The organism is Streptomyces sp. HNM0575, assembly GCF_012726265.1.
Lineage (GTDB): Bacteria > Actinomycetota > Actinomycetes > Streptomycetales > Streptomycetaceae > Streptomyces.
The window spans coordinates 720,749-745,007 of sequence record NZ_JAASAG010000003.1; the positions used below are offsets into that span (position 1 = coordinate 720,749).

Sequence of the window (24,259 nt, forward strand, 5' to 3'; positions counted from 1 at the left end):
GGAGTCCGCATGGCTGGAGTCTGGCACCCGCGCGCGCACGGGCGTCCCGGTCGAGCGGCCCGGAGCGCGGATGTCAGCTTTCCGTAAGGTGCGGCTGTCCGCTATGTCCGGTCTGGGTTCGTAGGGTGAGGCAGATGCAGACGATCACCAACTCGCAGCCGTGGCACGGGGACCTGGTGCTTCCCTGCCTCAACGAGGCCGAGGCGCTGCCCTGGGTGCTGGAGCGGATTCCGGCCGGATGGCGTGCCGTCGTCGTGGACAACGGTTCCGACGACGGCTCGGCGGACATCGCCCGGCAGCTCGGCGCCACCGTCGTGCACGAGGAGCGCCGCGGATTCGGCGCGGCCTGCCATGCCGGACTGCTCGCGGCCGAGGCGGAGTTCGTCGCCTTCTGCGACTGCGACGCCACGCTGGACCCTGGGATGCTGCCCCGGGTCGCCGGTCCGGTCCGTACGGGCGCGGCGGATCTCGTACTCGCCCGGCGGCGGCCCACCCGTCGCGGGGCCTGGCCGCTGCACGCCCGGCTCGGCAACCGCGCGCTGTCGCGCATGGTGCGACGGCGAACGGGCGTGCGCCTGCACGACCTCGGCCCGCTGCGTGCGGCCCGCCGCACCGCGCTGCTGGGGCTGGGCCTGACGGACCGCCGCAGCGGATATCCGTTGCAGATGGTGGTGCGCGCGGCCGACGAGGGATGGCACATCGCGGAGACCGAGGTCGACTACCTGCCCCGCGCGGGCCGGTCGAAGGTGACCGGCACCTGGCTCGGCACGTGGCACGCCGTTCGCGACATGAGGGCGGTGCTGCGATGAGCGGCGGGCCCACTCCCGGCGGGAGTCCGGCGCCCGGCGCACGGCCGGGGCCGTCGATGGCCGCGGCGGCCGTACGACTGCCCGCGCCCGTCGCGCTGCCGGACGGCGCATCCGCGCCCGCACCCGCACCCGCACCCGCATCCGTTCCCGCGACCGCGACCGCACCGGATCCGGATCCGGCTCCGCTCACCGTTCTCGTGATCGCCAAGGAGCCCGTCCCCGGACGCGTCAAGACCCGGCTGACGCCGCCGTACCGGCCGGAGGAGGCGGCCCGGCTGGCCGAGGCCGCGCTCGCGGACACCCTGGAGACCGTCGCGCGGCTGAACGTGCGCAGACGCGTGCTGGTGCTGGCCGGGCGCCCCGGACCGTGGCTGCCCTCCGGGTTCGAGGTGGTGCCGCAGTGCGAGGGCGGCCTCGACCGGCGGATCGCCGCGGCCTTCGCCCTGTGCGACGGCCCGGCACTGCTCATCGGCATGGACACCCCGCAGATCACCGCCGCGCTGCTCTCCGGCGCAGAAGGCACGGCCCCCACAGGCAGCGCCCTCAAGGGCAGCGCCCCCAGGGGCGGCGGCAGTGCCGGGCGCAGCGCGGCCGACGGCCCGTGGGAGGACTGCGACGCCTGGTTCGGCCCGGCCGAGGACGGCGGCTTCTGGGCCCTGGGCATGGCGTGCCCGCGGCCCCAACTCGTCCTCGGCGTACCGATGTCCAGGCCCGACACGGGTGCCGTGCAGCGCCAACGACTCGTCGAGGCAGGGCTGTCCGTACGGGATCTCCCTCTCCTACGGGACGTCGACACCGCCGCCGACGCCGCCCACGTCGCCTCCCTCTCCTCCAGACGCTTCGCCGCCGTACACGCGGAACTCGCCCGGACGGCGGCGACGTGAGCGCACCGGCCCTCGCCTGGTGTACGGAGCGGGACCCCTACGCCGACGCACTGCGCGCCGGCCGCGGGCCGCTGTTCCTGCGGCGTTCCGACGGATGGCTGCTGCCGCTGGAGGTCGAGCGCTGGTGCGCGGGCGCCGACGAGGCGGACATGAGCGTGCTGCGGCGCTGCACCGGTGCCGTACTGGACATCGGCTGCGGGCCCGGCCGGCTGGTGGCCGCGCTGGCCGGGCTTGGTGTGCCCGCACTGGGCGTCGACACCTCTCCGGCCGCGATCGCCCGTACTCGCCGGGCGGGCGGTGCGGCGTTGCAGCGCTCGGTGTTCGAGCCGCTTCCGGGCGAGGGACGCTGGCAGAGCGCGCTGCTGCTCGACGGGAACGTCGGCATCGGCGGCACCCCCTCGAAGCTGCTCGCACGCATACGTGAACTCATCGCGCCGGACGGGCTGTTGTACGTGGAGGCGGCCTCCGCGGAGGTGGAGGAGCGGACCGAGGTACGCCTCGACGACGGCATGGGCGGCCAGAGCCCCGCATTCCTGTGGGCGAGGCTCGGCAGCGCAGCACTGCGTGCACGGGCCACCGGCGCCGGCTGGCACGTGGCAGGTGAATGGCGGTGCGGCGAACGGCCGTTCATGGCTCTCGCGCCTTCCCGCAAGCGGTCCGTCACGGTCGATTCGCCCGGCGCGGATGCGGGGCGTCGCACGCGGTCCGAGGCGCGCTCCCTGCTCACCAGCCCGTGATCAGCAGGTGGTTGACCGTCAGGGCGAGCACGGCCTGCGCCGCGAGCCACCAGCGCTGTGCGGCTTGCGGCAGCAGCGCCGTCGCAGGCAGCAGCCACAGCGTGAAGGGCAGCCAGATGCGTTCCGTCTCGCCCTTGCTCATTCCCGACAGGTCCGCGAACAGTACGCAGCAGACTCCGCCCGCGACGAGCAGCAGCAGCGCCCCGCGTGCCCGCGGAACGCCCCGGCGGGCACAGGCCCCGGCCCGCCGCAGCGACGCGACGACCGCCGGACCGGCGACCGCGGTCTGCGCGGCCACGTTCGCCCACACGAAATAGCCGTACGGACGGACCCGCGCGGCCCCCTGGTAGTACCGCTCCACGAGAGTCGACCAGCCCTCGAACCACCAGAACCCCGACGCCGTGAACCAGACGAACCAGGGCGCCATCCCGAGCAGCACCAGCAGCACGGGACGGACGAGCCGGACCCGGACCGGTGGCGGAGCCGCCGCAACGGCCCGGCCGTCTCGGGAGCCCGTCGTACGGGCCGCCGCCGCCAGCACCGCCAGTGCCAGCAACCCGGTCAGCACCAGCCCGTACGACAGATAGCAGGTCAGCCCGAAGAGCAGCCCCGAGCCGAGTGCGGCCGCCGCGGGCACCCGTGCGCTGCGGGTCGCCGCCAGCGCGAGCAGGGCCGCCGCCCACGCGGCGACGGCCGTGAAGTAGCCGTCCGCGGAGACGGCCGTCCACACGGCTGCCGGGGTGAGCACCGCGTACGGGGCGCATCGGCGGGCCAGTTCCTCGGAGGCGAGAGCCCTGACCGCCACGAGGAGCGCCGCCACCGCCGACGACCCCACGGTGATCACGAAGACCGAGGCCCACACGCCGCCGCCGAGGCCGATCCGGTCGAGCCCGACGAAGGTCAGCAGCGCCGCCGGCGGGTGACCGGCGACATGCGGGGGCCAGTTGTCGGGGGCGTCCATCAGGATGCGGCCGGTGAAGCCGCGCAGTGTCGTCCCGACGTCGTCCACGTCGCCGACGGAGCGCACATACTCGTAACCCGTCGTCAGCCGCGTGGCCACGCCGCGGTGCCAGCCGTCGACCAGCGTCAGCGACCAGCTCCAGGCCATGCCGCCCGCCCACGCGGCGGACAGCAGGGGGCGCCAGCCCAGCGTGCGGGCGAGGCGCGGCCCGCAGCCGATCACGACCGCGGCCACCGCGGGCGCGGCGACGGTGCCGGGACCCCAGTGCGGCATCCAGTACGCGTACAGGGGCGGCCAGCGCAGCCGCAGCGTCTCCTGGCTGTTCTCGTAGCCGTGGCCCACCAGCGCCGCGGTCGTGAACAGCGCCACGGCGCAGGCGACGGCGGTCAGATCGAGGAGGCGGCGGCGCCGGCGTTCCGTATGTCGCGAGGGGGCTTCGGCCCCGGGCCCGGGAGCCGGCCCGGTGGCGGGCCTGTCGGTCGATGTGCTCACACGCTCACCGTAGGGCGCTGACCAGCGCCGTCAGGTCCGCCCGCAACGGATGTCACCGGTCCGTCAGTTCGGCCGCCTCCCGCAGAGCGGCCGCCACCGCGGCGACCCCCGGATCCCGCGCGGCCCCCGCACGTGCCGCGACGGAGATCCTCCGCGTCAGCCGCAGCCCGGCAACTTCGCACAGCCGTACGTCGGTTGAGAGCGGCTCGGCGACCAGCCGGGGGATGAGCGAGACGCCCAGCCCCGCCTCGACGAGCGACATGATGACCGTGTAGTCGTCGCTGGCGTAGTCGAGTCGCGGCTCGAAACCCGCCTGCTGGCAGGCGCGTTCGAGCACGGTGCGCAGGGCGTTGTCGCTGTGCGGTGCGATCCAGGGCTCCCGGGCGAGGTCCGCCAGCGCGAGCGGGCCTCCGTCCGCCGGGGCTTCGTGTCCGGGCGGCAGCGCGGCCACCAGCGGCTCCTCCAACAGCCGCTGAAGGCGCACGCCTTCGTCGGGAAGCCTCGGCAGCAGGTTGTACTCGTAGACCAGCGCCACGTCGCACGTGTGCTGCCGCAGGCCGCGCACGGACTCCTCCGGCTCACGCTCGTCCAGCTGGACCCGCAGATCGGGATGGGCGGCGCGGCAGGCCGCGATGGCGGGGGCGGCGAGTGCGACGGCGGCGCTGGGGAAGCTGCTGAGCCGTACGGTGCCGCGCACGCTGCCGCTCAGCGCGGTCACTTCGGCGCGCGCACGCTCCAGTTCCTCCAGCACGCGCTCGGTGGAGGCGACCAGGACCCTCGCGGCCTCCGTGAGCACCACCCGGCGTCCGTCGCGGACCAGCAGCGGGGTGCCCGCCTCCCGTTCCAGCAGCGACAGTTGCTGCGAGACGGCGGACGGCGTCAGCGAGCAGGCCTGGGCGGTGGCGGCGATCGTCCCGTGTGCGGCCAGCTCCCTCAGCAGACGCAGGCGCCGCACCTCGTAGAACATGTAGTCACGCTAACGCCCGGCATCGGAAATCGTCGCTGGTTGTGCGGGGTACGGGGTGCTCACACTGGCGGCATGACAGCCGATCTCCTGGGCTGCGACGCGGGCGGTCCCGCGGCCGCCGCCTCCGTGACCGCCGCCGTCCCAGCACCCGGCACCGTCCCCGTTCCCGGTACCGTCCCCGTTCCCGGTACCGTCCCCGCATCCGGTACCGTCCCCGCACCCGGCACCGTCCCCGCACCCGCACCCGTGTCCGGTACCGCCGCCGTCACGTCTCCGGTCTCCCCGGACGAGTACGCCGACCGCCTCGCGCGGCTGCGCGCCGCGATGCGCCGCCGGGGGCTGGCGGCCCTGGCGCTCGCCAGCCCGGAGAACATCCACTACCTGCTGGGCCTGGACCACTTGGGCCACTTCGCCTTCACACTGCTCGTACTCCCGCGCAGCGGACCGCCGGTGCTCGTGGCCCGCCGCATGGAGCGCCGCACGCTGCGCGAGCAGGTCCCGCACGTGCGCCACGCGCTGTACGGCGACGGCCGCGACCCCGCACGCGTCGCGGCACAGGAGCTGGAGCGTGCCTGCCCGGCGGGCGGCACGGTGGGCGTGGAGGAGCAGTCGATGTCCTTCCCGCCCGCGGTGCTGACCCGCATCCGCGCGCGCCTTCCGGGGCTCCGCTGGACGGACTGCTCCGCGCTTCCCGCACGGCTGCGGCGCATCAAGTCGCCCGCCGAGACGGCTCTTGTGCGCCGTGCGGCCACCGTCTCGGGCGTGGCCATGGGTGCCGCGCTGGCCACCGCGGACGTCGGAGTGAGCGAACGGGACGTCGCAGCGCAGGCACAGCGGGCCATGACGGAGGCGGGCGGGCAGCAGCCCGGCTTCGTGCCGCTGATCCGCTCCACCGCCAGGCTCGGGCAGGAGCACGTCACCTGGTGCGAGCACCGGATCGGCCCGGGGGAGGGGCTGTTCGTGGAGCTGTCCGGTTGTGTGCACCGCTACCACGCGCCCATGAGCCGCACCGTCTACTGCGCTGATCCGCCCCCCGGCGCGCGGGTCGCGGCAGGGGCGGCCTTCGCCGGGCTGGCGGCTGCGCGCGCGGCGCTCGTGCCGGGCGTCCGCACGGGCGAGGTGTACGCGGCGTGGGCGGACGCGGTCGCGGAGTCGGCCGGGCGGCGTCCGTGCCGTCACCACTGCGGCTATCTCACCGGGGCCGGGTTCCCGCCGAGCTGGGTCGGCGGCGGATCGGTGCTCGGAATCAGGGCGGGAGGACGCACCCGCGTACGCGCCGGAATGGTCTTCCACCTCATGTCGTGGGTCGAACACCCCGCCGGATACGTGGTGTCGGACACCGCGCTCGTCGGCGAGAACGGTTGCGAACTGCTCACCGGCACGCCCGACGCCCCGCCCGGACTGCTCACGGTCCCGGCCCCCGGCTGACCGGCGCGGGCACCGGGCGCGGTTCGTTCCGCCCGGAGCCGGCCCCCGCCGTGCCCATCAGCTGCCGGCAGGACAGCAACTCCCGGCAGGACAGCAACTCCCGGCAAAACAGCCGGATTCGACCCCGCCCACGCCCCTGAGGAGGCCCGCCTTGCGCATCACACGCGTACGCGCCACGCCCGTCGCCGTCCCCTACCGCACCGACGAGGTCTGGGCGTTCGGACGCCGCCGCGGCCTCGTCTCCCTTCTCGTCGAGGTCGACACCGACGAGGGACTGACCGGCCTGGGGGAGGCCGCGGCCTATCCGTCCGCGGACGCCGTCCTCGGTGCGCTGCGCAGCATGGAGCCCCTGGTCGTCGGCTCCGATCCGCTCCGCATCGAGCAGCTCGTGCAGCGCATCGACGTCGTCGGCACCTATCACCACACCGGGTCCTCCAGCCCGGCCGCGGCGGCTGTGGAGACCGCCTGCTGGGACCTGCTGGGCAAGTCGTGCGGGATGCCCGTGGCCGGTCTGCTGGGCGGCCGGTTCCGCGACCGCGTGGAGTTCTTCCACTATGTGGCGGCCGCCGAGCCCGGCGAGGTGCGCGCGGAGGGCGCCCGCGCCGCCGGGGCGGGGGCGCGCGTGTGCTACCTCAAGGTGGGCGCCGACGACCTCGGCACCGACCTGGCGCGGCTCGCCGCCCTGCGTGAGGGCGCGGGCCCCGGCATGGGAATCCGCGTCGACGCGAACGAGGCATGGTCGGCCGGCGCGGCCGTACGTGCCGTGACGGCGATGGAGGAGTACGGACTGGAGCTCGTCGAACAGCCGGTGTCGGGACGGAACCTGCCCGAGATGGCCTATGTGCGCTCCCGCATCCGCACTCCGCTGCTCGCCAACGAGGCGTCGTGGACGCGGTCTTCCCAGTTCGCCGTGCTCCGCGAGGGCGCCGCGGACGTCGTCTCCGCCGACCAGCAGATGGACGGCGGACTGCTCAACCTCAAGCGCTCCGCCGGGATCTGCGCCGCGGCCGGTGTGCCCGTGGTCAAGCACTCCCTCGGCGAGCTGGGAGTCGCCGTGGCAGCCGCCGTGCACGTCATCGCTTCCACGCCCAACTTCCGCTGTGCGAACCAGGGTTACGGGGCGCTGCTGACGGACGACATCGTGAAGGGAGACTTCGCGGGGCCGCTGGAGAACTACTCCGACGGCTGTCTCGACGTTCCCACGGGCCCCGGGCTCGGAGTGGAGCTGGACGCCGAAAAGGTCGGCAAGTACGCCGAATTGTACCGGGAGTCCGGTGCGGGATTCTCCTTCCACGATCCGCTCGCGCTCAGCCGGGCGCCCGCGCTGCCGAAGCGGTAGGCCGGCGCGGGCGGGCGCGGTGGACGGCGTCCGGATCCGTGGGACGGCGGTCGGCCCGGGCGCGGACCAGCCGGGGCCCGCCCGGTGCGGCCGGGCCGGACCCCGCCGCGCTCCGCCGCGGCACATCGCGCTCCGCCGCGGCGGGCTACCGTCCCGTCCGCTCCTCGCCCTCCGCCGCACGTACGGGCGGCATGAACTCCCTCACCAGCGTGCGGTGCCACCAGTCGCCGGTCTCCCGCCGCTCCTCGCGCGTCGTGAACCGGTAGCGGTACAGCAGCGCCCGTACGTACCGGGGCGGCACGTCGGGAAAGGGGTTGCGCCGCAGCAGCCGCAGCGTGTCCCGGTCGCCCTCCAGCAGCCGGGCGACGAACGGCTCGAACCAGCCGCCCGCATAGGCGGGGGAGAGCGCCGCGAACCACATCTGCCAGTCCAGCCGCAGGTGGTACGGGGCGAACTGCCGCGGCAGACGGCTCACATCGCCGGGCTTGCCGCGAAACTCGTACTCCCGCCACACGGTCTCCTCGCCGGGCTGTTCCTCGTCCGTGCCCTCGACGACGATCTCGTGCCGTACGCGGGTGACGCTGCCGAAGGCGCCGTAAGTGTTCACCAGGTGCAGGGAGTTGAAGGACGCGTTCATCTGCTGGCCCCGGCTGACCATGTTGCGGACGGGCCAGTAGCTCAGCACCAGCACCAGTGCCGTCACGACGCAGACCAGCACCACGTACGCCGGCGGGGGCGCCGCGACGGACGGCGGCGCCCCGGCGACGGCCGAACCGTCCACCGCGGCAAGGGCGATGACGATCGTCAGCCAGTTCAGCCACGAGAAGTTGCCCGACGCCACGAGCCACAGCTGCGTGACGATGACGACGGCCGCCGCGTAGGTGGCGACGGGCTGCGGCATCAACAGCCCGAACGGCACCACCAGTTGGGCGACATGGTTGGCCGCCGTCTCGACGCGGTGCAGCGGCTTCGGCAGTCGGTGGAAGAACCAGCTCAGCGGTCCCGGCATCGGCTGTGTCTCGTGGTGGTAGTCGAGACACGTCAGCTCCCGCCAGCAGCGGTCGCCACGCCACTTGATGAGTCCCGCCCCGAACTCCAGCCGGAACGCCAGCCACCGCAGCAGCCACAGCACGAGCGCGGGCGGCGCCGTCTCGGCGTTGCCGAGGAAGACCGCGAGGAAACCGGCCTCCAGCAGCAGCGATTCCCAGCCGAAGCTGTACCAGAGCTGCCCGACGTTCACGATCGACAGATACGCAAGCCACAGCAGCGCCCACATCGCGATGGACGCCCACAGCGGCACGGCGTCGGCGGCACCCGCGGCGACCGCCGCCGCCAGTGCCGCGCCGCCCCAGCTCACGCACGCGAACAGCCCGTCGGAGTAGCGCCAGTGGAAGAGGCTGGGCGAGGCCCGGAAGGGCACCCTCCGCACGAACCGGGGCACGGGCAGCAGACCGTGCGCCCCGATCAGCGCACGGAACTGAAGGGCCGCCGACACGAAGGCGACCAGATAGACGCCGGCCAGTGCCCTTTGCAGCACGAGCCGGCTCAGCCAGTAGTCGGATGCCGTGAACCAGTCCATGGGGCACGGATACCACCGTCGCCCGCGGTCATGGGCGCCGGCGGGAGTGAAGCCTCGGGCATGCGGTCCGCGGAGGGCGCCGCCGTGGCCCGTGCGATGCTGTGGCTTTCCGGCCGCGGCGGAAGGAGGCCCAGGCCGGAGCGCTCGCCGAGGAGAGAAATGCCGCTGACCGACATGCCGCTGGAACAGCTCCGCGACTACGCGCCACGTATCGCCGAGCCGGACGACTTCGACGACTTCTGGGCGAAGACGATCGAGGGAGCGCGCGCGGCGGCACGCACGGGAGCGGAGGCCCGCTTCCCGAAGGTTGCGGACTCGCCGCTGCGCACCGTCGACGTTCACGACGTGCGCTTCCCCGGCTGGGACGGGCAGCCGGTCGCGGCGTGGCTGCTGCTGCCGCGTGATGCCCGTGCGCCGCTGCCCGCGATCGTCAACTACATCGGCTACAGCGGCGGTAGAGGACTGCACACCGATCATCTGCTGTGGAGCGCCGCGGGCTACGCCCATCTCGTCGTCGACAGCCGCGGCCAGGGGCATGCCACGCCCGACCCCGATCCGGTACCGGGACCCCAGTACGTGGGCGGCTTCATGACCCGTGGCATCGACGGCCCGGAACACCACTACTATCGCCGCCTGATCACCGACGCCGTACGGGCCGTGGACGCGGTGCGCAGCCACCCGGCGGTCGATCCGCAGCGGGTGACCGTCACCGGTCACAGCCAGGGCGGCGGCCTGGCGCTGGCGGTGGCCGCGCTCGCGGGAACGGAGGTCGCGGCGGCGCTCGTTGACGTGCCGTTCCTCTGCCACATCCGGCGCGGCGCACAGCTGGCGACGGCCGGTCCGTACCCGGAGATCGCGCACTACCTCGGCGTCCACACCCGTGACGACCCCGAGGGCGTCTTCTCCACGCTCGACTACTTCGACGGGCTGCACTTCGCCCGCCGGGCCTCAGACGTTCCGGCGCTGTTCAGCGTCGCGCTGATGGACACGGTCTGCCCGCCGTCCACCGGCTTCGCCGCGTACAACCACTACGCGCATCCCGACAAGGACGTCGTCGTCTGGCAGTTCGGCGACCACGCCGGGGGGCATGGCTCGCAGACTCACCGGCAGCTGAGCTGGCTGGCTGAGCACGGGCTGGGCCCGGACGGGGCGGGGCTCACGGGAAGCCGGTAGGGGGCCGGTGCCGCGGAACCCATGGACCGCGTGGGCCGAGCGGCGGTCGCGGCAGGCACGGGCGGGGACGGGCCGCGTGCGCGTGCGCGCCTCGTGCCCCCGGCGGGCGACGTGCGGCGGGCTCAGCCCGCGGTCTGCTCCTCGCCGTGGCCCGCGGTCAGCTCCCGCTTGAGGATCTTGCCCATGTCGTTGCGCGGCAGTGCCTTGCGCAGATGCACCGTGCGGGGCCGCTTGTGCGGCGCGAGCTGCCCGGCCACGAAGTCCGCCAGCTCCTCGCCGTCCGGCGGCGCCGCCGGGTCCGCGGGCACGATCCACGCGACGACGTGCTCGCCCAGATCGGGGTCGGGAGCGGCGGTGACCGCGGCTTCGGCGACGGCGGGGTGGGAGAGCAGCACGTTCTCGATCTCGCCCGCCCCGATCTTGTAGCCGCCGCTCTTGATGAGGTCCGTGGCCTTCCGTCCCACCAGCCGCACATAGCCGTCCGCGTCCTGCGTGGCCAGATCGCCCGTACGGAACCAGCCGCCGTCGAAGACCTCCGCCGTGGCGTCCGGACGGTTGAGGTACTCGGTGAACAGGTTCGGGCCCCGCACCTGGACCTCGCCCACGGTCTCCGCTCCCGCTGCGCCCCCGTCCCCGTTCGCGTCCCCGTCCCTCTTCGCGTCTGTGTCCGCGACGGTGATCCGCTTGCCCGCGTCGTCGACGAGGCGCAGATCGACGTCCTGAAGCGGCACACCGACGGTGCCGGGACGAGGCTCCCCGTCGGCGCGGACGCTGGTGTTCATCAGCGTCTCCGTCATCCCGTACCGCTCGACGACATGGCGGCCCGTGGCCCCGGTGATGCGCTGATGGTCCGGCAACGGCAGCGGCGCCGAGCCCGACACCAGCAGCCGTGCGCCGGAGAGCGCTTCGACGAGGCCCGGCTCGGAATCCAGCGCCTCGGCCAGCCGGTGATACATCGTCGGCACCCCGAAGAGCATGGTGCCGCCACCGGCGAGGGCGCTCGCCACCCCTTGCGGCGAGAACCTGCCCAGGTGATGCAGGCTGCCGCCGCGGCGGAGCGGGCCGAGGACGCCCAGGATCAGGCCGTGCACGTGGAAGAGCGGCAGCGCGTGCACGACGACGTCGTCGTCCGTCCACTGCCAGGCGTCCTCCAGCGCGTCGAGGGTGCACGCGACGGCCCGGCGCGAGAGGACGACGCCCTTCGGCGGGCCCGTCGTGCCCGAGGTGTAGACGATGAGGGCCGCGGACTCGGCGTTCGGCTCGGGAGCGAGCGCCCATGCCGCGGCGGCGTCCTCGCCTTCGACGGCGATGTCCGTACGCGGGATGCCGGCCAGCGCTTCGGGCAGCTCGGCGCCGGCCTCCGCCAGCACCGCCGACGGGGCGCTGTCGCTCACGATGTGTGCCAGTTCGCGCTCGCCGCTGCGCGGATTGACCGGCACCGCGGGAACACCGGCCAGCAGCGCCGCCACCACGGCCACGGCCGTCTCCAGGGTGGGCGTCGCCCAGATCGCGACCCTTCCCACGTGACCGAGGCGGTCGGCCGTCTCGCCCGCGGCGGCCGCGAGCCGGTGGTAGCTGAGGGCGCGCTCGCCGAAGCGCAGCGCCGTGCGGCTGGACTCGGAGTGCAGCGCGGGGAAGAGCAGTGACACCCGGTTCTCCTCGGACGTTCCCGACCTGGACGGCCGGTCACGACCGTCGACGGTCAGCATCTCATCCGCCTGTGACGTCGCAGACCGCACGGGGAGAGGGCGCTGTGAACGTCCCCGTCGGCTCGCCGTTGATGCCTGCGGCAGGCGCCCGTCGCCGGGCGCCTGCCGTCGCCCTGGTCAGCGGGCGAAGGGGCGATCAGGCGGCGAGCCCGAACCGGGGCCGCCATACGGCGAGTCCGCCTCCGGAGCGGCCTCGCCACCCCGGCGGACGCGCAGCGCCGCAACGGCGAGCGCGGCGGGAGCGACCAGCAGCAGCAAGCGCGGGGTGAGCGGCATCGTGCCCTCCTGATGCCTTCTGACCGGATCGAGCCTGCCGGGTGCGATGCGCGGCGGGTCGGTTTCGCGGAGCGCGCGGCCCGGGGAACGCGCCGGTGCCGGGTCTTCGGAGCGCGGCCCCGGCGGCAGACGCACGACGGGCGCCCGAGCGGCAACTCCTCTGTGTTCCGGCGAGGTTGGCGCGGCAGCCGGCGGGTCGGTTCCCGGCGGGGGAGAGGTCTTCGGAGGCGGCAGCGGCGGGGCAGTGGGACCGGAGCGCGGCGGCTTCGGCGTGCCGGGGGACGCCGGTACGGGCGGAAGCGTGGCCACCGGTGCCGAGGCCTGCGGGAACGAGGGGGCGGCGGCACGCCACGGGAAGAGGCGGGCGGACGGCGGCACTTCGGGCACGCAGTCGCACTCCGCCGCGCGACAACCCGTGTGCGGGGCCGCTTCCCGACCGGAGGCGGTCCCGTGGCCGACCGCGAGCGCTGCTCCCGTACATCCGCTCGTCCGCGCCGCCACCTCGATGAGGGTCCCGTCCTCGTCAAGCACGGGACGGGAGCCGATGGACGCCGAGGACGCGAACGCCGAAGCCGGCAGGGCGTCGGCGACGGGTGCGGGTATGCGGCCGGTCTGGCCGGCGTTGCCGGTCGCGGCAGGCGGGGCGGTGCAGGCGGTGGCCGGTGCGGTGCAGGTCAGAGCAAGTGCCGCACCGGCCACGGCAGTCGATGCGGTGCGGTGCCATGGTCGGCGTCGTGTCACACGGTCGAGCATGTGGGCCGCCGTGTGCCGACGGCACGGCATCCGTCCCGTAATCCCCCGAAGTGCTTAAGCACGCCCCGGTGTTGACCGTCGACCCCCGTCCCGGGCAGCCGAGGCAGGCCCCGGTCAGCGCCCACGGTCAGTGCACGCTGTCAGCGCCCACGGTCAGTGCACGCGGTCAGTGCACCACCGCGTACGGCAGCGGATCGTTCAGCACCGCCCGTACGACCGAGTGCGCGGCGCCCAGCGACGGAGCGTCCCCGCCGATCGCCGAGGCCGCCACCTCCGGGACCGCGCCGGGCGTGGCCGTGCGCTGCCGCAACTCCCGTTCCAGCGCGGGCAGCAGCCACGGTGCCAGCCCGGTCAGCGCGCCGCCGAGCAGCACCGCCCGCGGATCGAGAAGGTTCACGGCGCCGGTGAGCGCGACGCCGAGCGCCCTGCCGGCCCGGCGCAGCGCCCGCAGCGCCGACTCGTCGCCCTCGCCCGCGAGGGTGCGCAGCCGCGACAGAGCGGCGGTACGCCCGCCCGCGCCGCGCACCGCGATGCCGGCGGCACGCAGCAACGCCGCCTCACCCGCGTACTGTTCGAGGCATCCGGAGCCCCCGCACGCACAGCGGGGCCCGTCCGGCTGCACCGGCACATGGCCCAGCTCGCCCGCGAACCCCCTTGTGCCGCGCAGCAGTTCACCGTCCAGGACGACTCCCGCCCCGATGCCGACCTCGGCGGAGACATGGATGAAGTCGCGCCGCTCGGACTCCCCTTCGGAGAGCCAGAGCTCCGCGAGCGCACCGAAGTTGGCCTCGTTCTCCACCGTCAGCGGCAGCGGCTGGTGAGCGCCGCCGAGGTGTGCGGCGAGATCCGTGTCGTACCAGCCGAGGTTCGGGGCCCGCACCACATTCGTCGAGGAACGCGTGACGAGCCCGGGCACGGCGACCGCCAGTCCCGCCGGGCGCAGCCCCGCCGCTCCGGCCTCCTCGCCGACGCGCTCCACGAGCGAACTCAGGCGCCGCAGCACGGAGTCCGGGCCGGCTTCGCCGTTCGGCGTCTCGTCGCCTGCGCGGGCACGCACCCGGCCGCCGAGGTCGACGGCGCACACCGTGAGGTGGTCGACTCCGATCTCCGCCCCGAGGCCGCACGGCCCCAGGCCGGTGAGCGCGAGGGCGTTGCCGGGCCGTCCGACGCCGCCGGAGCGCCCCGGGCCCAGCTCGACGAGGAACCCGGCACGCACCAGCTCCTCCACGAGCGTGGAGACCGACGCCCGCGTCAGCCCGATCCTCCCGGCGATCGCGGCACGCGAGACGGGTCCGGCGCCCGCGACCGCGTAGAGCACACGGGAGAGGTTCCGCTGCCGCATCTCCTGCTGCGAGTTGGGCGGTGGGGCTGCCATGTGCTTGAGGTCCGTTCCTCCGGGGCGGATTCGATGAGGCCGGGGGCCCGCGGCCGGGCGCCGAGGGCTCCGCGGGAGGGCCGGGGTCAGCGCTGCCGGAGCAGGGTATCCGCACCCGCGAGGGTGTCCGCGACGCGGATCACGGCCGCCTCGTCGCGCGGGACGGCCTCGTAGGACGGGCCCTGCGCGGTCCCCCAGCGCAGCGCCACGGCCGCCGGATCCTCCTCCAGCAGCAGCCCCGCCGCCTGTGCCGCGGCGCCGAGGGCCACCAACTCCTCGGCGCGCGGCACCTGCACGGGCCTGCCCGAAAGGCGGCGCACGGTCTCGCGCCAGGCGGTGCCCTTGGCGCCGCCGCCGATCAGCAGCAGCGGAGCGTTCCCGTCACCGGCGTCCGGCCCGTCCGTGCCCGCCCCGTCCGTGCCCGTCCCGTCCAGCACCTGGTCGAGCGCCCGCAGCAGCGCGAACACGGCGCCGTCGTACGCGGCCTGAAGCACCTGCCCGGGAGTGGTGTCGTGCCGCAGTCCGCTCAACAGGCCTGAGGCGTAAGGGAGGTTGGGCGTCCGCTCACCGTCGAGGAAGGGCAGCAGCACGGCCTCGCCGCCGCCTTCCACCGCCTCCCGGCCGAGGGAGAGCAGCGCGGCGACCCGGTCGACTGCGAGGGTGCAGTTGAGGGTGCACGCCAGCGGCAGCCAGTCGCCGCGTGCGTCGGCGAAGCCGGCGACGGTGCCGCTCGGGTCGGCCGGGCGGCGCGTGGAGACCGCGTACACGGTGCCGGAGGTCCCCAGGCTGAGCACCGGCTGCCCCGGCCGCAGGCCCAGCCCGAGAGCCGCCGCCATGTTGTCCCCGGTGCCCGCCGCGACGAGCGCGCCCGCGGGGAGCGGCAGATCGGGCCGTACGGTGCCCGCGGCCTCGCCGGGGGACAGCACCCGCGGCAGCAACTTCGGTGACAGGCCTACGAGTTCGAGGATCTCCTCGTCGTATGCGCCGGTGGAGCCCGACCACCAGCCGGTGCCGGAGGCGTCGCCCCGGTCGGTGGTGCCCTCGCCGGTCAGCCGGCCCGTCAGATAGTCGTGCGGCAGCCGTACGGCGGCCGTGGCGGAGGCGGCTTCCGGTTCGTTCTCCAGCAGCCAGGCCCACTTGGTGACCGTGAAGGCGGGGGCCGGGACGCTGCCGAAGCGCTCGGCCCACGCCGCCGGCCCGCCCAGCCGCTCGATGAGACGGTCGCTCTGCGGCGCCGACCGCACGTCGTTCCACAGCAGGGCCGGACGTACGGGCCGGCCGTCCGCGTCGAGGGTGACCAGCCCGTGCTGCTGGCCGCCGACGGAGATCGCGGAGGCCTCCTGTGCGGCCGGGCCGCACTGTTCGAGAGCGGTGACGAGCGACTGCCACCACTCCTCGGGGTCGCTCTCGTGGCCCGGCCCGGGCGTCACGGTGTGCGGCGCCTGTCCGCGCGCCACGACCTCTCCGGTGGCGGCGTCCACCACCAGTGCCTTTGCCGACTGCGTGGAGCTGTCCACGCCGATGACGAACGGTCCCTCTGGTGCGGCCATGAACCCTTCACCCTCCTCGTCCCGAGGTCTCTTCCCACGCTGCTGCCCTGGGCGCATACTAATTTGTCAACGGTCATGACTAATAGCTGTGGGCGCAAGGATGCGCCACGGAGAGAGGGGCGGCCCGATGAGCTACGAGCCGACGCCGGAGGACAGGTTCAGCTTCGGTCTGTGGACGGTGGGCTGGCTGGGACGCGACCCGTTCGGTGAAGCGACCCGTGCCCCGCTCGACCCGGTCGAAGCGGTGCACCGGCTCGCCGGTCTCGGTGCCTGGGGCATCACCTTCCACGACGACGACCTCGTCCCGTACGGCACGGGGCACGCCGAGCGGGAGGCGCACATCAAGCGGTTCCGGCAGGCGCTTGAGACCACCGGCATGGTCGTGCCGATGGCGACGACCAACCTCTTCTCCCACCCGGTCTTCAAGGACGGCGCCTTCACCGCCAACGACCGCGGCGTGCGCCGCTACGCCTTGCGCAAGACCATGCGCAACATCGATCTCGCCGCCGAGCTGGGCGCCCGTACCTATGTGGCCTGGGGCGGCCGGGAAGGCGCCGAATCGGGCGCGGCCAAGGACGTGCGCGCGGCACTGGACCGCATGAAGGAGGCGTTCGACCTCCTCGCCGAGTACGTCACCGAGCAGGGCTACGACCTGCGCTTCGCCATCGAGCCGAAGCCCAACGAGCCCCGCGGCGACATCCTGCTGCCCACCGTCGGGCACGCCCTGGCGTTCATCGACCGGCTGGAGCGCCCTGAGCTCTTCGGCGTCAACCCCGAGGTCGGCCACGAGCAGATGGCGGGCCTCAACTACCCACACGGCATCGCCCAGGCCATGTGGTCGGGCAAGCTCATCCATCTCGACCTCAACGGCCAGTCGGGCATCAAGTACGACCAGGACCTGCGCTTCGGCGCCGGCGATCTGCGCGCCGCCTTCTGGACCGTGGACCTGCTGGAGAGCGGAGGCTACGAAGGGCCACGGCACTTCGACTTCAAGCCGCCCCGCACCGAGGACTACGACGGGGTGTGGGCCTCGGCCGCGGGCTGCATGCGCAACTACCTGATCCTGCGCGAACGCGCCGCCGCCTTCCGCGCCGACCCCGCCGTGCGGGAGGCGCTGCGCGAGTCACGGCTCGACCAACTCGCCCTGCCCACGCTGGATATGGGCGAGACACCGGCAGCGCTGCTCGCCGACCGCTCCGCGTTCGAGGACTTCGACGCGGACGCGGCGGCCGCGCGCGGAATGGCCTTCGAACGCCTCGACCAGCTCGCGATGGACCACCTGCTGGGCGTCTGAGGCGGCCGCCGCCGGATGGGCAGGCGGCGGCACGGGACGGGCCCGGCCGCGGGCGCCGTCCGGACTCAGCGCCGGGCGGCGTCCGCTGGCACCGAGCCGGGCAGCTGGAACACGCGGAAGAGATCCGCGCCGAAGAACGCCCCCACATGGGCCACGCGCCCGTCCTCGACCGTCAGCACATGCAGCTGGAACGGCTTGTAGTCGCCGCCCTCATGCCGGCTGTAGAGCGCGAAAGCGGGCTGGCCGTTGGCGGCGGTGGGCATCATCAGACCCTCGCCGGGACCTATAGGGCACTGCGCGCCGATGAGCCGCGCTATGGCGTCGCGACCGCGGAACCACTCGGGGAACGGAGGCATCTCCCAGACCGCGTCCTCCTTGAAGAGCTGCACGATCGCGCTGACGTCGGAGTTCTCGAAAGCCTTGGCGTAGCGGTCGAGCAGTTCGCGCTGCGCCGGATCGGTCGGCTCGGACAGCTCCTCCTCCGTGAGTGCGGCCTCCTGGAGCTGCGCACGCGCACGCTGCAACGCGCTGTTGACGCCGGCCGTCGTGGTGTCGAGCAGCTCCGCGACCTCCGCGGCCCGCCACTTGAGTACCTCGCGCAGCAGCAGTACGGCCCGCTGTCTGGGCGGCAGATGCTGGAGAGCGGCCACGAGGGCGAGCCGCATGCTGGACCGGGAGACGACGACCGCGGCCGGGTCGGACGGCTGCTCTCCCCGGAACATCGCATCGGGCACGGGCTCCAGCCACGGCACCTCGGGCGCCTCCACCACGGGCCGCTCCGGATCGTCGCTGGGAGCGCCGATCCCCGACGGCATGGGCCGGCGGCCACGGCTCTCGATCGCGGTCAGACAGGCATTGGTCGCGATCCTGTAGAGCCAGGTACGCAGCGAGGAGCGCCCCTCGAAGCGGTCCGCCGCACGCCACGCGCGCAGATACGTGTCCTGCACCAGATCCTCGGCGTCGTGCACCGAGCCCATCATGCGGTAGCAGTGCGCCAGCAGCTCGCGGCGGTACGGCTGTGCCCGGTCAAGCAGATCGTCTCGGGTGAGCGGGGCCTCGGCGGACGAGGTGAGGGAGTCGCCGACGGTGCTGTCTGTCATGATCCGGCCTTTCGCCTTGAACGCCGCGGTGGCGGGCGGTGATCCGGCCGGTAAGTATCGCAATCGGGTACGAATCTCGGGTCCGGATCCATGAGATGTCTCGGTTCATACTGCTACCGATACGGACATTCTCCGCCGACCAGGCACTGAACCGGAATGGTCCGGCTGGTAAAGAAGAGCCACGTGAGGGCGATCGTGCGCCAGGCAGGACGCGGGAGCACGTCGACGATGTGCAATTCCCTGCAAGATGCCCGCTCCACCTCGGGCCGCCGGCTCCCGGCCGCCATCCGCGGCCGTGGTCCGCGAGTCTCAGCCGCCGTCCCCGCCGCGCCGCCGCTTGCGCGCCCGCCTCCGGCTCTTGCTGAAGAACCAGCCCGCGGGCGGATCGTCCGCGCGCCAGGGCTGGGGCTCGGGCGGGCTCTGGCGCCAGTGCTCGCGGAGCATGCGCGTGCGGGCCGCGGGCTCCTTCACCTCGGCACCCCGGATGAAGTCCTCGTCGAGGGCGAACTCCTCGTCCCAGTCCTGCCTTTCGCTGCCGCGCTCCTCTTCCCCGTTCCCGCTGCGGCCCCCCGGCTCGGTGCCCATGGGCCATGCCTCCGTCCGCTTTGTCCATCTCGTCGGGATCTGGTAATGGAACGCGCCGGCGGGCGCGTGTGTTCCACGCGACCGTCTGTCGGTGTGCCTTTCGCGGAATCCGGACGGGGCGGACGGCGGTTACGGGGCCGGAATGTCCTGCCCCGTACCGGAAGCTCCGCACCTCGCGGCATCACTGAGCAGGCGGCGATCTACGCACCGTAATGGTGATGCAGATCACATTGACCGTCGGCCTTTTCTGGCGGTTCAGTGTCCCACTGACTTACTCCGCAGAGAATTCCGTGGCAGAGCCTTTGAATGAAACTCGGTTCGGGGAATTGCCCAGGGAAATAAAGGAACTTGCAAATGGGCACGCGACCATCGAAAGTAACCGAGAGTGCGGACGGAGAGCGCTCCGGGCATCCGCCCGCCGAGGCGCCCGCGGAACAGGACTCGCTGAGAGCGGGGCTCAAGAACCGCCACCTGTCGATGATCGCGATCGGAGGGATCATCGGCGCCGGTCTCTTCGTGGGCTCCGGAGCAGGCATCGCGAAGGCCGGCCCGGGCATCATCGTCTCCTACCTCATCGCCGGGCTGCTCGTCGTCCTGGTGATGCGGATGCTCGGCGAGATGGCGGCGGCCGACCCCTCCTCGGGTTCCTTCTCCACGTACGCCGACCGCGCCCTCGGCCGGTGGGCGGGCTTCACCATCGGCTGGCTCTACTGGTGGTTCTGGGTCGTCGTGCTGGCCGTCGAGGCCACCGCGGCCGCCACGATCCTCACCGGGTGGCTGCCCGCCGTACCGCAGTGGGCGTGGGCGCTGATCGTGATGGTGCTGCTGACCGCCACCAACCTCGCCTCCGTGGGCTCCTACGGTGAGTTCGAGTTCTGGTTCGCCGGGATCAAGGTCGTGGCGATCACCGCCTTCATCGTGCTCGCCGGACTCGCCGTCTTCGGTCTGCTGCCCGGCTCGGAGGCCACGGGGGCGTCCAATCTGACGTCGCACGGCGGCTTCCTGCCGCACGGGCCGGGAGCGATCCTCTCCGGCATGCTGCTCGTCGTCTTCTCCTTCATGGGCAGCGAGATCGTCACGCTCGCCGCGGGCGAGTCGCCCCACCCGGAGAAGATGGTGCGCCGCGCGACGAACAGCGTGATCTGGCGCATCGGCACCTTCTACCTCGGCTCGGTCGCCCTCGCGGTCATGCTGGTGCCGTGGAACTCCGACGAGGTGGCGAAGAGGGGCCCGTACGTCGCGACCCTCAACCAGCTCGGCATCCCGCACGCCGGCACGATCATGGACATCATCGTCGTGACCGCCGTGCTCTCCTGTCTCAACTCCGGTCTCTACACGGCCTCCCGCATGGCCTTCTCGCTCGGCCGCCGCGGTGACGCACCCAGGACCTTCGCGCAGGTGAACAAGCGGGGCGTGCCCGCGACGGCCATCTGGGCGTCGGTGGCCTTCGGGTTCGTCGCCGTCATCTTCAACTACACGTCGCCGAAGACCGTCTTCCAGTTCCTGCTGAACTCCTCGGGAGCGGTGGCGCTCTTCGTCTGGATCGTCATCTGCTTCTCGCAGTTGCGGTTGCGGCGGGTGATCGAGCGGGACATGCCGGAGCGTCACACGGTGCGCATGTGGCTGTTCCCGTATCTGACGTACGCCACGATCGCCCTGATGCTCTTCGTCATCGGCTACATGTTCTACGACGACGACGGCCGTGAGCAGATGCTGATGTCCGTCGCGGTGGGCGCCGTCGTGCTCGTCCTGGGGATCCTGCTCCACCGCAGGAACTCGCTGAAGAGCACCGAACCGGCCGCCGAACCGGAGCCGTCGTCCGCGGTGGAGAGCTGACCGCCGTACGAAGGCCGCAGCGGGCGGCGGTGTGCCGGAGCATCCGGTGCGCCGCCGCCCGCACGCATGCGGCCGGTGTGATCAGCGCCGGAAGCGGCCCGGCATGCGCATAGGCCTGCGCATCCGCCTGCGCACCGGGACGGTGAGGACGAGCAGCCCCAGCAGCACCAGCGCCGTGCCCGTCCACGCCCACGCGCCGGGACGTTCGCCGACCACCGCCACGCCCAGCACCGCGGCGACCACCGGCTCGAAGAGGGACAGGGTGGTCGCCGTGCCCGCCGGTACACGGGCCAGACCCGCACCGAAGAGCACGTAGGCCACGTACATCGGAACCACGGCCAGATACGCGGCGACAAGCAGGCCGTGCGGAGCGCCCAGCAGCGGCCCGCCGGTGACGGCCAGCACGGGAAGCAGTACGAGCGCGCCCAGCCCGAACATGCTGCCCATCGCCGCGCGGGAGGAGTGGCGGGCGCGGATGATCTGCGCGCCGTAGCAGGTGAAGACGGCGTACGAGGCACCGGCGAGGAGCGCGAGCGCGACCCCGCCCGGCACGTCGCGGCCCGTCTCCGCCCCGTCTCCGGCGGTAAGTGTCAGCAGCGCGCACCCCGCGGCGGCGGACAGGGTCGCCGCGAGCCAGCGCGGTGTCAGCCGCACGCCCGCCAGCAGCCGCTCCAGCAGCGCGGCGAAGACGGGCGAGCAGCCGATGGTCACGACCGTGCCGGCGGCCACGCCCGCACGGTCCATCGAGGAGTAGAAGGCGAGCGGATACACGGCGACCGCGGCACCGCCCAGCAGCGCCCACATCCGCACGGGGCGCCCGGCGCGGAGCACGCGCAGTGCCGGACGTCCCCCGAGCAGGAAGGTGAGGAGGCCGCCGGCGCCCATGGTGGCGGCGCCCGTGGAGAGGGGGGAGGCCGCGGCGGGGGCGAAGCTCGCGGCCGTACCGGTGGTGCCCCACAGAGCCGCCGCGGCAAGCACCAGCAGGGACCCCGGACCGGTGTGCCCGTGACGGCCTCCGGACGGCGGTTCCGCGGGCGAACTCCGTTGCGGGGCGGGCGAGTCGGGGGCCGTGCCCGAGGGCTCATGGGCGTGCGGGCGTGACGAGGAGCCGGCAGAAGAACCGGCAGAAGAAGATGTCATGCGGATTGCGTCCTGATCCGTTGAAGGCCGTTGGAGACGGTCGGTCGGAGAGGGCGCAGCCGCAGGCCGCGGCAGACCGGAAGACCCTGTGGCGGTGCGGCGTGGCATGCCGCCGTGGGGAGCCGCGTCGAGGCGGCCCGCCGATTCCGGTGCCGGGGGAGCGGGCGGTGGCGTGGCAGCAGCGGTGCCGTGCCGGCGTCCGCCCGCGGATCAGTGCGCCCTCAGCGGGACGCGGGGGGCGGTGTGACCGCGTGCCAGTAGATCCTGTCCATGCCCGGGAGCGTAACCGAAGCGGGATCCGGCGGGCACCCCGGATTCGCGCCGTACACGGCACCCCGGATTCGCGTCCTGCACGGCGCCCGGTCCGCCTCGCGCATCGCCTGCGGACACAGCTCAGCGCCACCGCCCCCCGTGCAGGGCAGTGGCGCTGTGCTGGCAGCGGCCGGCTCGCGACGAGGGCCGGCCGCTACGGTCCCCCCGGGGTTCTGGTGTCATCGGCGGCCCATGGGCCGGGCCGGTCTCCGTCGCTACGGGAACATGTCAGCTCCGCCCACACGGCGTGCCCGCCGCCGGCCCCGCCGTCGAGGCTGCGCCGGATGCCCCAGTCGTCGGCCAGGACGCTCACCAGCAGCAGCCCGCGTCCGCTCTCCCCGTCCGTGTCCACCGGGTCGCCGGGGCGGGGCCGCAGCGGGTCCGGACCTCCGCCCTGGTCGGTCACCTCCAGGCACAATCGCAGGCCCATCAGCCACAGTTCACAGCTGACCTTCTCGCTGGCCGTGTGACGCACGGCGTTGGTGAACAGCTCCGACACCAGCAACTGGGCGTCTTCGCATGCCTGTTGATCGACTCGCCACTCGTGGAGGCGGTCGAGAACTCGTCTTCTCGCCTGCGCAACCGAGGTGTCCAGTGCGGGCAGACGGAACGCGTCCCGTAGCGGGCGTACCGACACAGCAGGGGGCCGATCTTCTAAAGAGAGGGCGTCATGGGGGGAAGCCACGGATCCACTATGGGGTTGTCGCGTCACACCTGGCAAGGATCAGTCTGCAAATTACAGAATCGTTCGAGTCAGACTGTCCCCCCACAAGGCGTCCATGCCAAACTGCTTGCCCATGCCAGCAGTTGAGGGAGAGCGATAGTGGTGGACTCGCGGTCGGGCGGTGGCGCACCCACCGTCCTGCGAGTGGTTCTGGGCAGACGCCTTCAGCATCTGCGTGAGAAGTGCGGCCTCTCGTACGAAGAGGCGGGGCAGGCCCTCGACGTCACCCACGCCACGGTCCGGCGTATGGAGAAGGCCGAGGTCGGGCTCAAGGTCCTGTACGTCGAGAAGCTGCTCCAGACCTACGGGGTGACGGACCAGTCCGAGGTCGACCAGTTCCTCGCCCTGGCACGGCAGGCCAACCAGCCCGGCTGGTGGCACCGTTACCGCGATGTGCTGCCGGAGTGGTTCAGCGCGTTCGTCAGCCTGGAGAGCGAGTCGCACGTCATCCGCGCCTACGAACCGCACTACGTGCCGGGGCTGTTGCAGACGGAGGCGTATGCCCGCGCGGTGCTCCGCGCCGGCATGCCCCACGTGCCGGAGGAGGAGGTCCGGCGTCAGGTCGCGCTGCGGATGGAGCGTCAGGCCATCCTGGACCGGGACGAACCGCCCATGCTGTGGGTGGTGATGGACGAGACCGTGCTGCGGCGCTCCCTCGGCGGCCCCGAGGTGATGCGTGAGCAGATCGACGCCCTCATCGAGGCCGGACGGCATCCCCAAGTCAGGCTCCAGGTCATGCCGTTCAGCGTCGGACCGCACCCCGCGATGTACGGCCCGTTCCACCTCTTCCGGTTCCCCATCGACGAACTGCCGGACGTCGCATGCGCGGAGAGCCTGGTCGGGGCCGTCTACTTCGACCAGCGGGACGACGTGACGACGTTCCTGGAGGCACTGGACCGGATGTGCGCTCAGGCCGCGCCCGTGTCGCGGACCGAGGCGATCCTCAGTGCGATGCGCAAGGAGATCTGAACCATGGGTCCTATCTACAACGGCATGCCCGCCAAGCACCTCGGCACGGAGGGCTGGCACAAGCCCTGGAGCGGCGGCAACGGCGGCAGCTGTGTAGAGGCGCTGAAGCTGGACGACGGACGGGTGGCGCTGCGTCAGTCCACGGACCCCGACGGTCCCGCCCTCATCTACGCCCCCCACGAGATCAAGAAGTTCATCAAGGGCGTCCAGGCCGGCGACGCCGACTTCCTGCTAGCCCGACCGGCCGCCACGCGATACGACTGACCG

At 73.0% G+C, this 24,259-nt stretch carries 21 protein-coding genes; 10 read left to right on the plus strand and 11 right to left on the minus strand.

The features are described from left to right. The first annotated feature begins 134 nt into the window (after window positions 1-134). Genes HCC61_RS11115 through HCC61_RS11125 form a run of 3 tightly spaced genes read left to right on the plus strand, consistent with a single transcriptional unit; the run spans window position 135 to window position 2,430 of the window. On the plus strand, window positions 135-809 hold the full coding sequence (locus HCC61_RS11115; protein ID WP_169135113.1) for a glycosyltransferase family 2 protein: 675 nt from the start codon (window positions 135-137) through the stop codon (window positions 807-809). Beyond that, the gene (locus tag HCC61_RS11120) at window positions 806-1,693 is read left to right on the plus strand and encodes a DUF2064 domain-containing protein (protein WP_240968779.1); all 888 of its coding nucleotides are present in this window, start codon (window positions 806-808) and stop codon (window positions 1,691-1,693) included. The genes HCC61_RS11115 and HCC61_RS11120 overlap by 4 nt, the downstream gene beginning before the upstream one ends. Then, a complete protein-coding gene (locus HCC61_RS11125; RefSeq protein ID WP_169135114.1) occupies window positions 1,690-2,430 on the plus strand; it encodes a class I SAM-dependent methyltransferase in 741 nt (246 codons plus the stop codon). The genes HCC61_RS11120 and HCC61_RS11125 overlap by 4 nt, the downstream gene beginning before the upstream one ends. On the opposite strand, the gene HCC61_RS11130 is transcribed toward HCC61_RS11125, so the two are convergent. Together HCC61_RS11130 and HCC61_RS11135 are read right to left on the minus strand one after the other, a co-directional pair. Next, on the minus strand, window positions 2,417-3,760 hold the full coding sequence (locus HCC61_RS11130; protein WP_346777142.1) for a hypothetical protein: 1,344 nt from the start codon (window positions 3,758-3,760) through the stop codon (window positions 2,417-2,419). The genes HCC61_RS11125 and HCC61_RS11130 overlap by 14 nt on opposite strands. A gap of 175 nt (window positions 3,761-3,935) precedes the next feature. Beyond that, window positions 3,936-4,850: a LysR family transcriptional regulator gene (locus HCC61_RS11135; RefSeq protein ID WP_169135116.1), complete on the minus strand. Its 915-nt coding sequence runs from the start codon at window positions 4,848-4,850 to the stop codon at window positions 3,936-3,938. Window positions 4,851-4,922: 72 nt separating this feature from the next. On the opposite strand from HCC61_RS11135, the gene HCC61_RS11140 reads away from it, so the two are divergent. Further along, window positions 4,923-6,278, plus strand: coding sequence for a Xaa-Pro peptidase family protein (locus HCC61_RS11140; RefSeq protein WP_169135117.1), 1,356 nt, complete (start codon window positions 4,923-4,925; stop codon window positions 6,276-6,278). Window positions 6,279-6,429: 151 nt separating this feature from the next. Further along, window positions 6,430-7,617 carry a mandelate racemase/muconate lactonizing enzyme family protein gene (locus HCC61_RS11145; RefSeq protein ID WP_169135118.1) on the plus strand — a complete coding sequence of 396 codons (1,188 nt, stop codon included), beginning with the start codon at window positions 6,430-6,432 and terminating at the stop codon, window positions 7,615-7,617. Between the two features lie 145 nt (window positions 7,618-7,762). On the opposite strand, the gene HCC61_RS11150 is transcribed toward HCC61_RS11145, so the two are convergent. Next, window positions 7,763-9,196 carry a lipase maturation factor family protein gene (locus HCC61_RS11150; protein WP_169135119.1) on the minus strand — a complete coding sequence of 478 codons (1,434 nt, stop codon included), beginning with the start codon at window positions 9,194-9,196 and terminating at the stop codon, window positions 7,763-7,765. Window positions 9,197-9,355: 159 nt separating this feature from the next. Between HCC61_RS11150 and HCC61_RS11155 the strand changes: the two genes are divergently transcribed. Then, window positions 9,356-10,369, plus strand: coding sequence for an alpha/beta fold hydrolase (locus tag HCC61_RS11155; RefSeq protein ID WP_169135120.1), 1,014 nt, complete (start codon window positions 9,356-9,358; stop codon window positions 10,367-10,369). Between the two features lie 122 nt (window positions 10,370-10,491). Here the strand turns inward: HCC61_RS11155 and HCC61_RS11160 are convergent, their stop codons facing one another. The 4 genes from HCC61_RS11160 to xylB all read right to left on the minus strand — a co-directional run bounded on the left by HCC61_RS11160 (window position 10,492) and on the right by xylB (window position 16,032). Next, window positions 10,492-12,018 carry an acyl-CoA synthetase gene (locus HCC61_RS11160; protein ID WP_346777135.1) on the minus strand — a complete coding sequence of 509 codons (1,527 nt, stop codon included), beginning with the start codon at window positions 12,016-12,018 and terminating at the stop codon, window positions 10,492-10,494. Window positions 12,019-12,195: 177 nt separating this feature from the next. Further along, complete coding sequence (locus tag HCC61_RS11165; RefSeq protein ID WP_169135122.1) at window positions 12,196-12,354, minus strand: hypothetical protein; 159 nt, start codon at window positions 12,352-12,354, stop codon at window positions 12,196-12,198. A 919-nt stretch (window positions 12,355-13,273) separates the two neighbouring features. Then, complete coding sequence (locus HCC61_RS11170) at window positions 13,274-14,482, minus strand: ROK family transcriptional regulator (RefSeq protein WP_169135123.1); 1,209 nt, start codon at window positions 14,480-14,482, stop codon at window positions 13,274-13,276. 86 nt (window positions 14,483-14,568) lie between these two features. Beyond that, window positions 14,569-16,032, minus strand: coding sequence for a xylulokinase (xylB, locus tag HCC61_RS11175; protein ID WP_169135124.1), 1,464 nt, complete (start codon window positions 16,030-16,032; stop codon window positions 14,569-14,571). Window positions 16,033-16,159: 127 nt separating this feature from the next. Here xylB and xylA point away from each other — a divergent pair, with 127 nt between their 5' ends. Next, window positions 16,160-17,326, plus strand: coding sequence for a xylose isomerase (gene xylA / locus HCC61_RS11180; protein ID WP_169135125.1), 1,167 nt, complete (start codon window positions 16,160-16,162; stop codon window positions 17,324-17,326). 65 nt (window positions 17,327-17,391) lie between these two features. Here xylA and HCC61_RS11185 read toward each other — a convergent pair whose 3' ends face one another. Both HCC61_RS11185 and HCC61_RS11190 read right to left on the minus strand, forming a co-directional pair. After that, window positions 17,392-18,426: a sigma-70 family RNA polymerase sigma factor gene (locus HCC61_RS11185; protein WP_169135126.1), complete on the minus strand. Its 1,035-nt coding sequence runs from the start codon at window positions 18,424-18,426 to the stop codon at window positions 17,392-17,394. Between the two features lie 309 nt (window positions 18,427-18,735). Beyond that, a complete protein-coding gene (locus HCC61_RS11190) occupies window positions 18,736-19,011 on the minus strand; it encodes a hypothetical protein (RefSeq protein WP_240968781.1) in 276 nt (91 codons plus the stop codon). 354 nt (window positions 19,012-19,365) lie between these two features. Here HCC61_RS11190 and HCC61_RS11195 point away from each other — a divergent pair, with 354 nt between their 5' ends. Beyond that, window positions 19,366-20,847 (plus strand): amino acid permease, encoded by a 1,482-nt coding sequence (locus HCC61_RS11195; RefSeq protein WP_169135127.1) that lies wholly within the window; start codon window positions 19,366-19,368, stop codon window positions 20,845-20,847. A gap of 81 nt (window positions 20,848-20,928) precedes the next feature. Here HCC61_RS11195 and HCC61_RS11200 read toward each other — a convergent pair whose 3' ends face one another. Continuing rightward, window positions 20,929-21,987, minus strand: coding sequence for an EamA family transporter (locus HCC61_RS11200; protein ID WP_169135128.1), 1,059 nt, complete (start codon window positions 21,985-21,987; stop codon window positions 20,929-20,931). Between the two features lie 466 nt (window positions 21,988-22,453). Beyond that, on the minus strand, window positions 22,454-22,936 hold the full coding sequence (locus HCC61_RS11205; protein ID WP_346777136.1) for an ATP-binding protein: 483 nt from the start codon (window positions 22,934-22,936) through the stop codon (window positions 22,454-22,456). A 186-nt stretch (window positions 22,937-23,122) separates the two neighbouring features. Between HCC61_RS11205 and HCC61_RS11210 the strand changes: the two genes are divergently transcribed. Both HCC61_RS11210 and HCC61_RS11215 read left to right on the plus strand, forming a co-directional pair. After that, window positions 23,123-23,992 carry a Scr1 family TA system antitoxin-like transcriptional regulator gene (locus HCC61_RS11210; RefSeq protein WP_169135130.1) on the plus strand — a complete coding sequence of 290 codons (870 nt, stop codon included), beginning with the start codon at window positions 23,123-23,125 and terminating at the stop codon, window positions 23,990-23,992. 3 nt (window positions 23,993-23,995) lie between these two features. Beyond that, entirely contained in the window at window positions 23,996-24,256 is a 261-nt protein-coding gene (locus HCC61_RS11215) for a DUF397 domain-containing protein (protein WP_169135131.1), read from the plus strand. The last annotated feature ends 3 nt before the right edge of the window (window positions 24,257-24,259 follow it).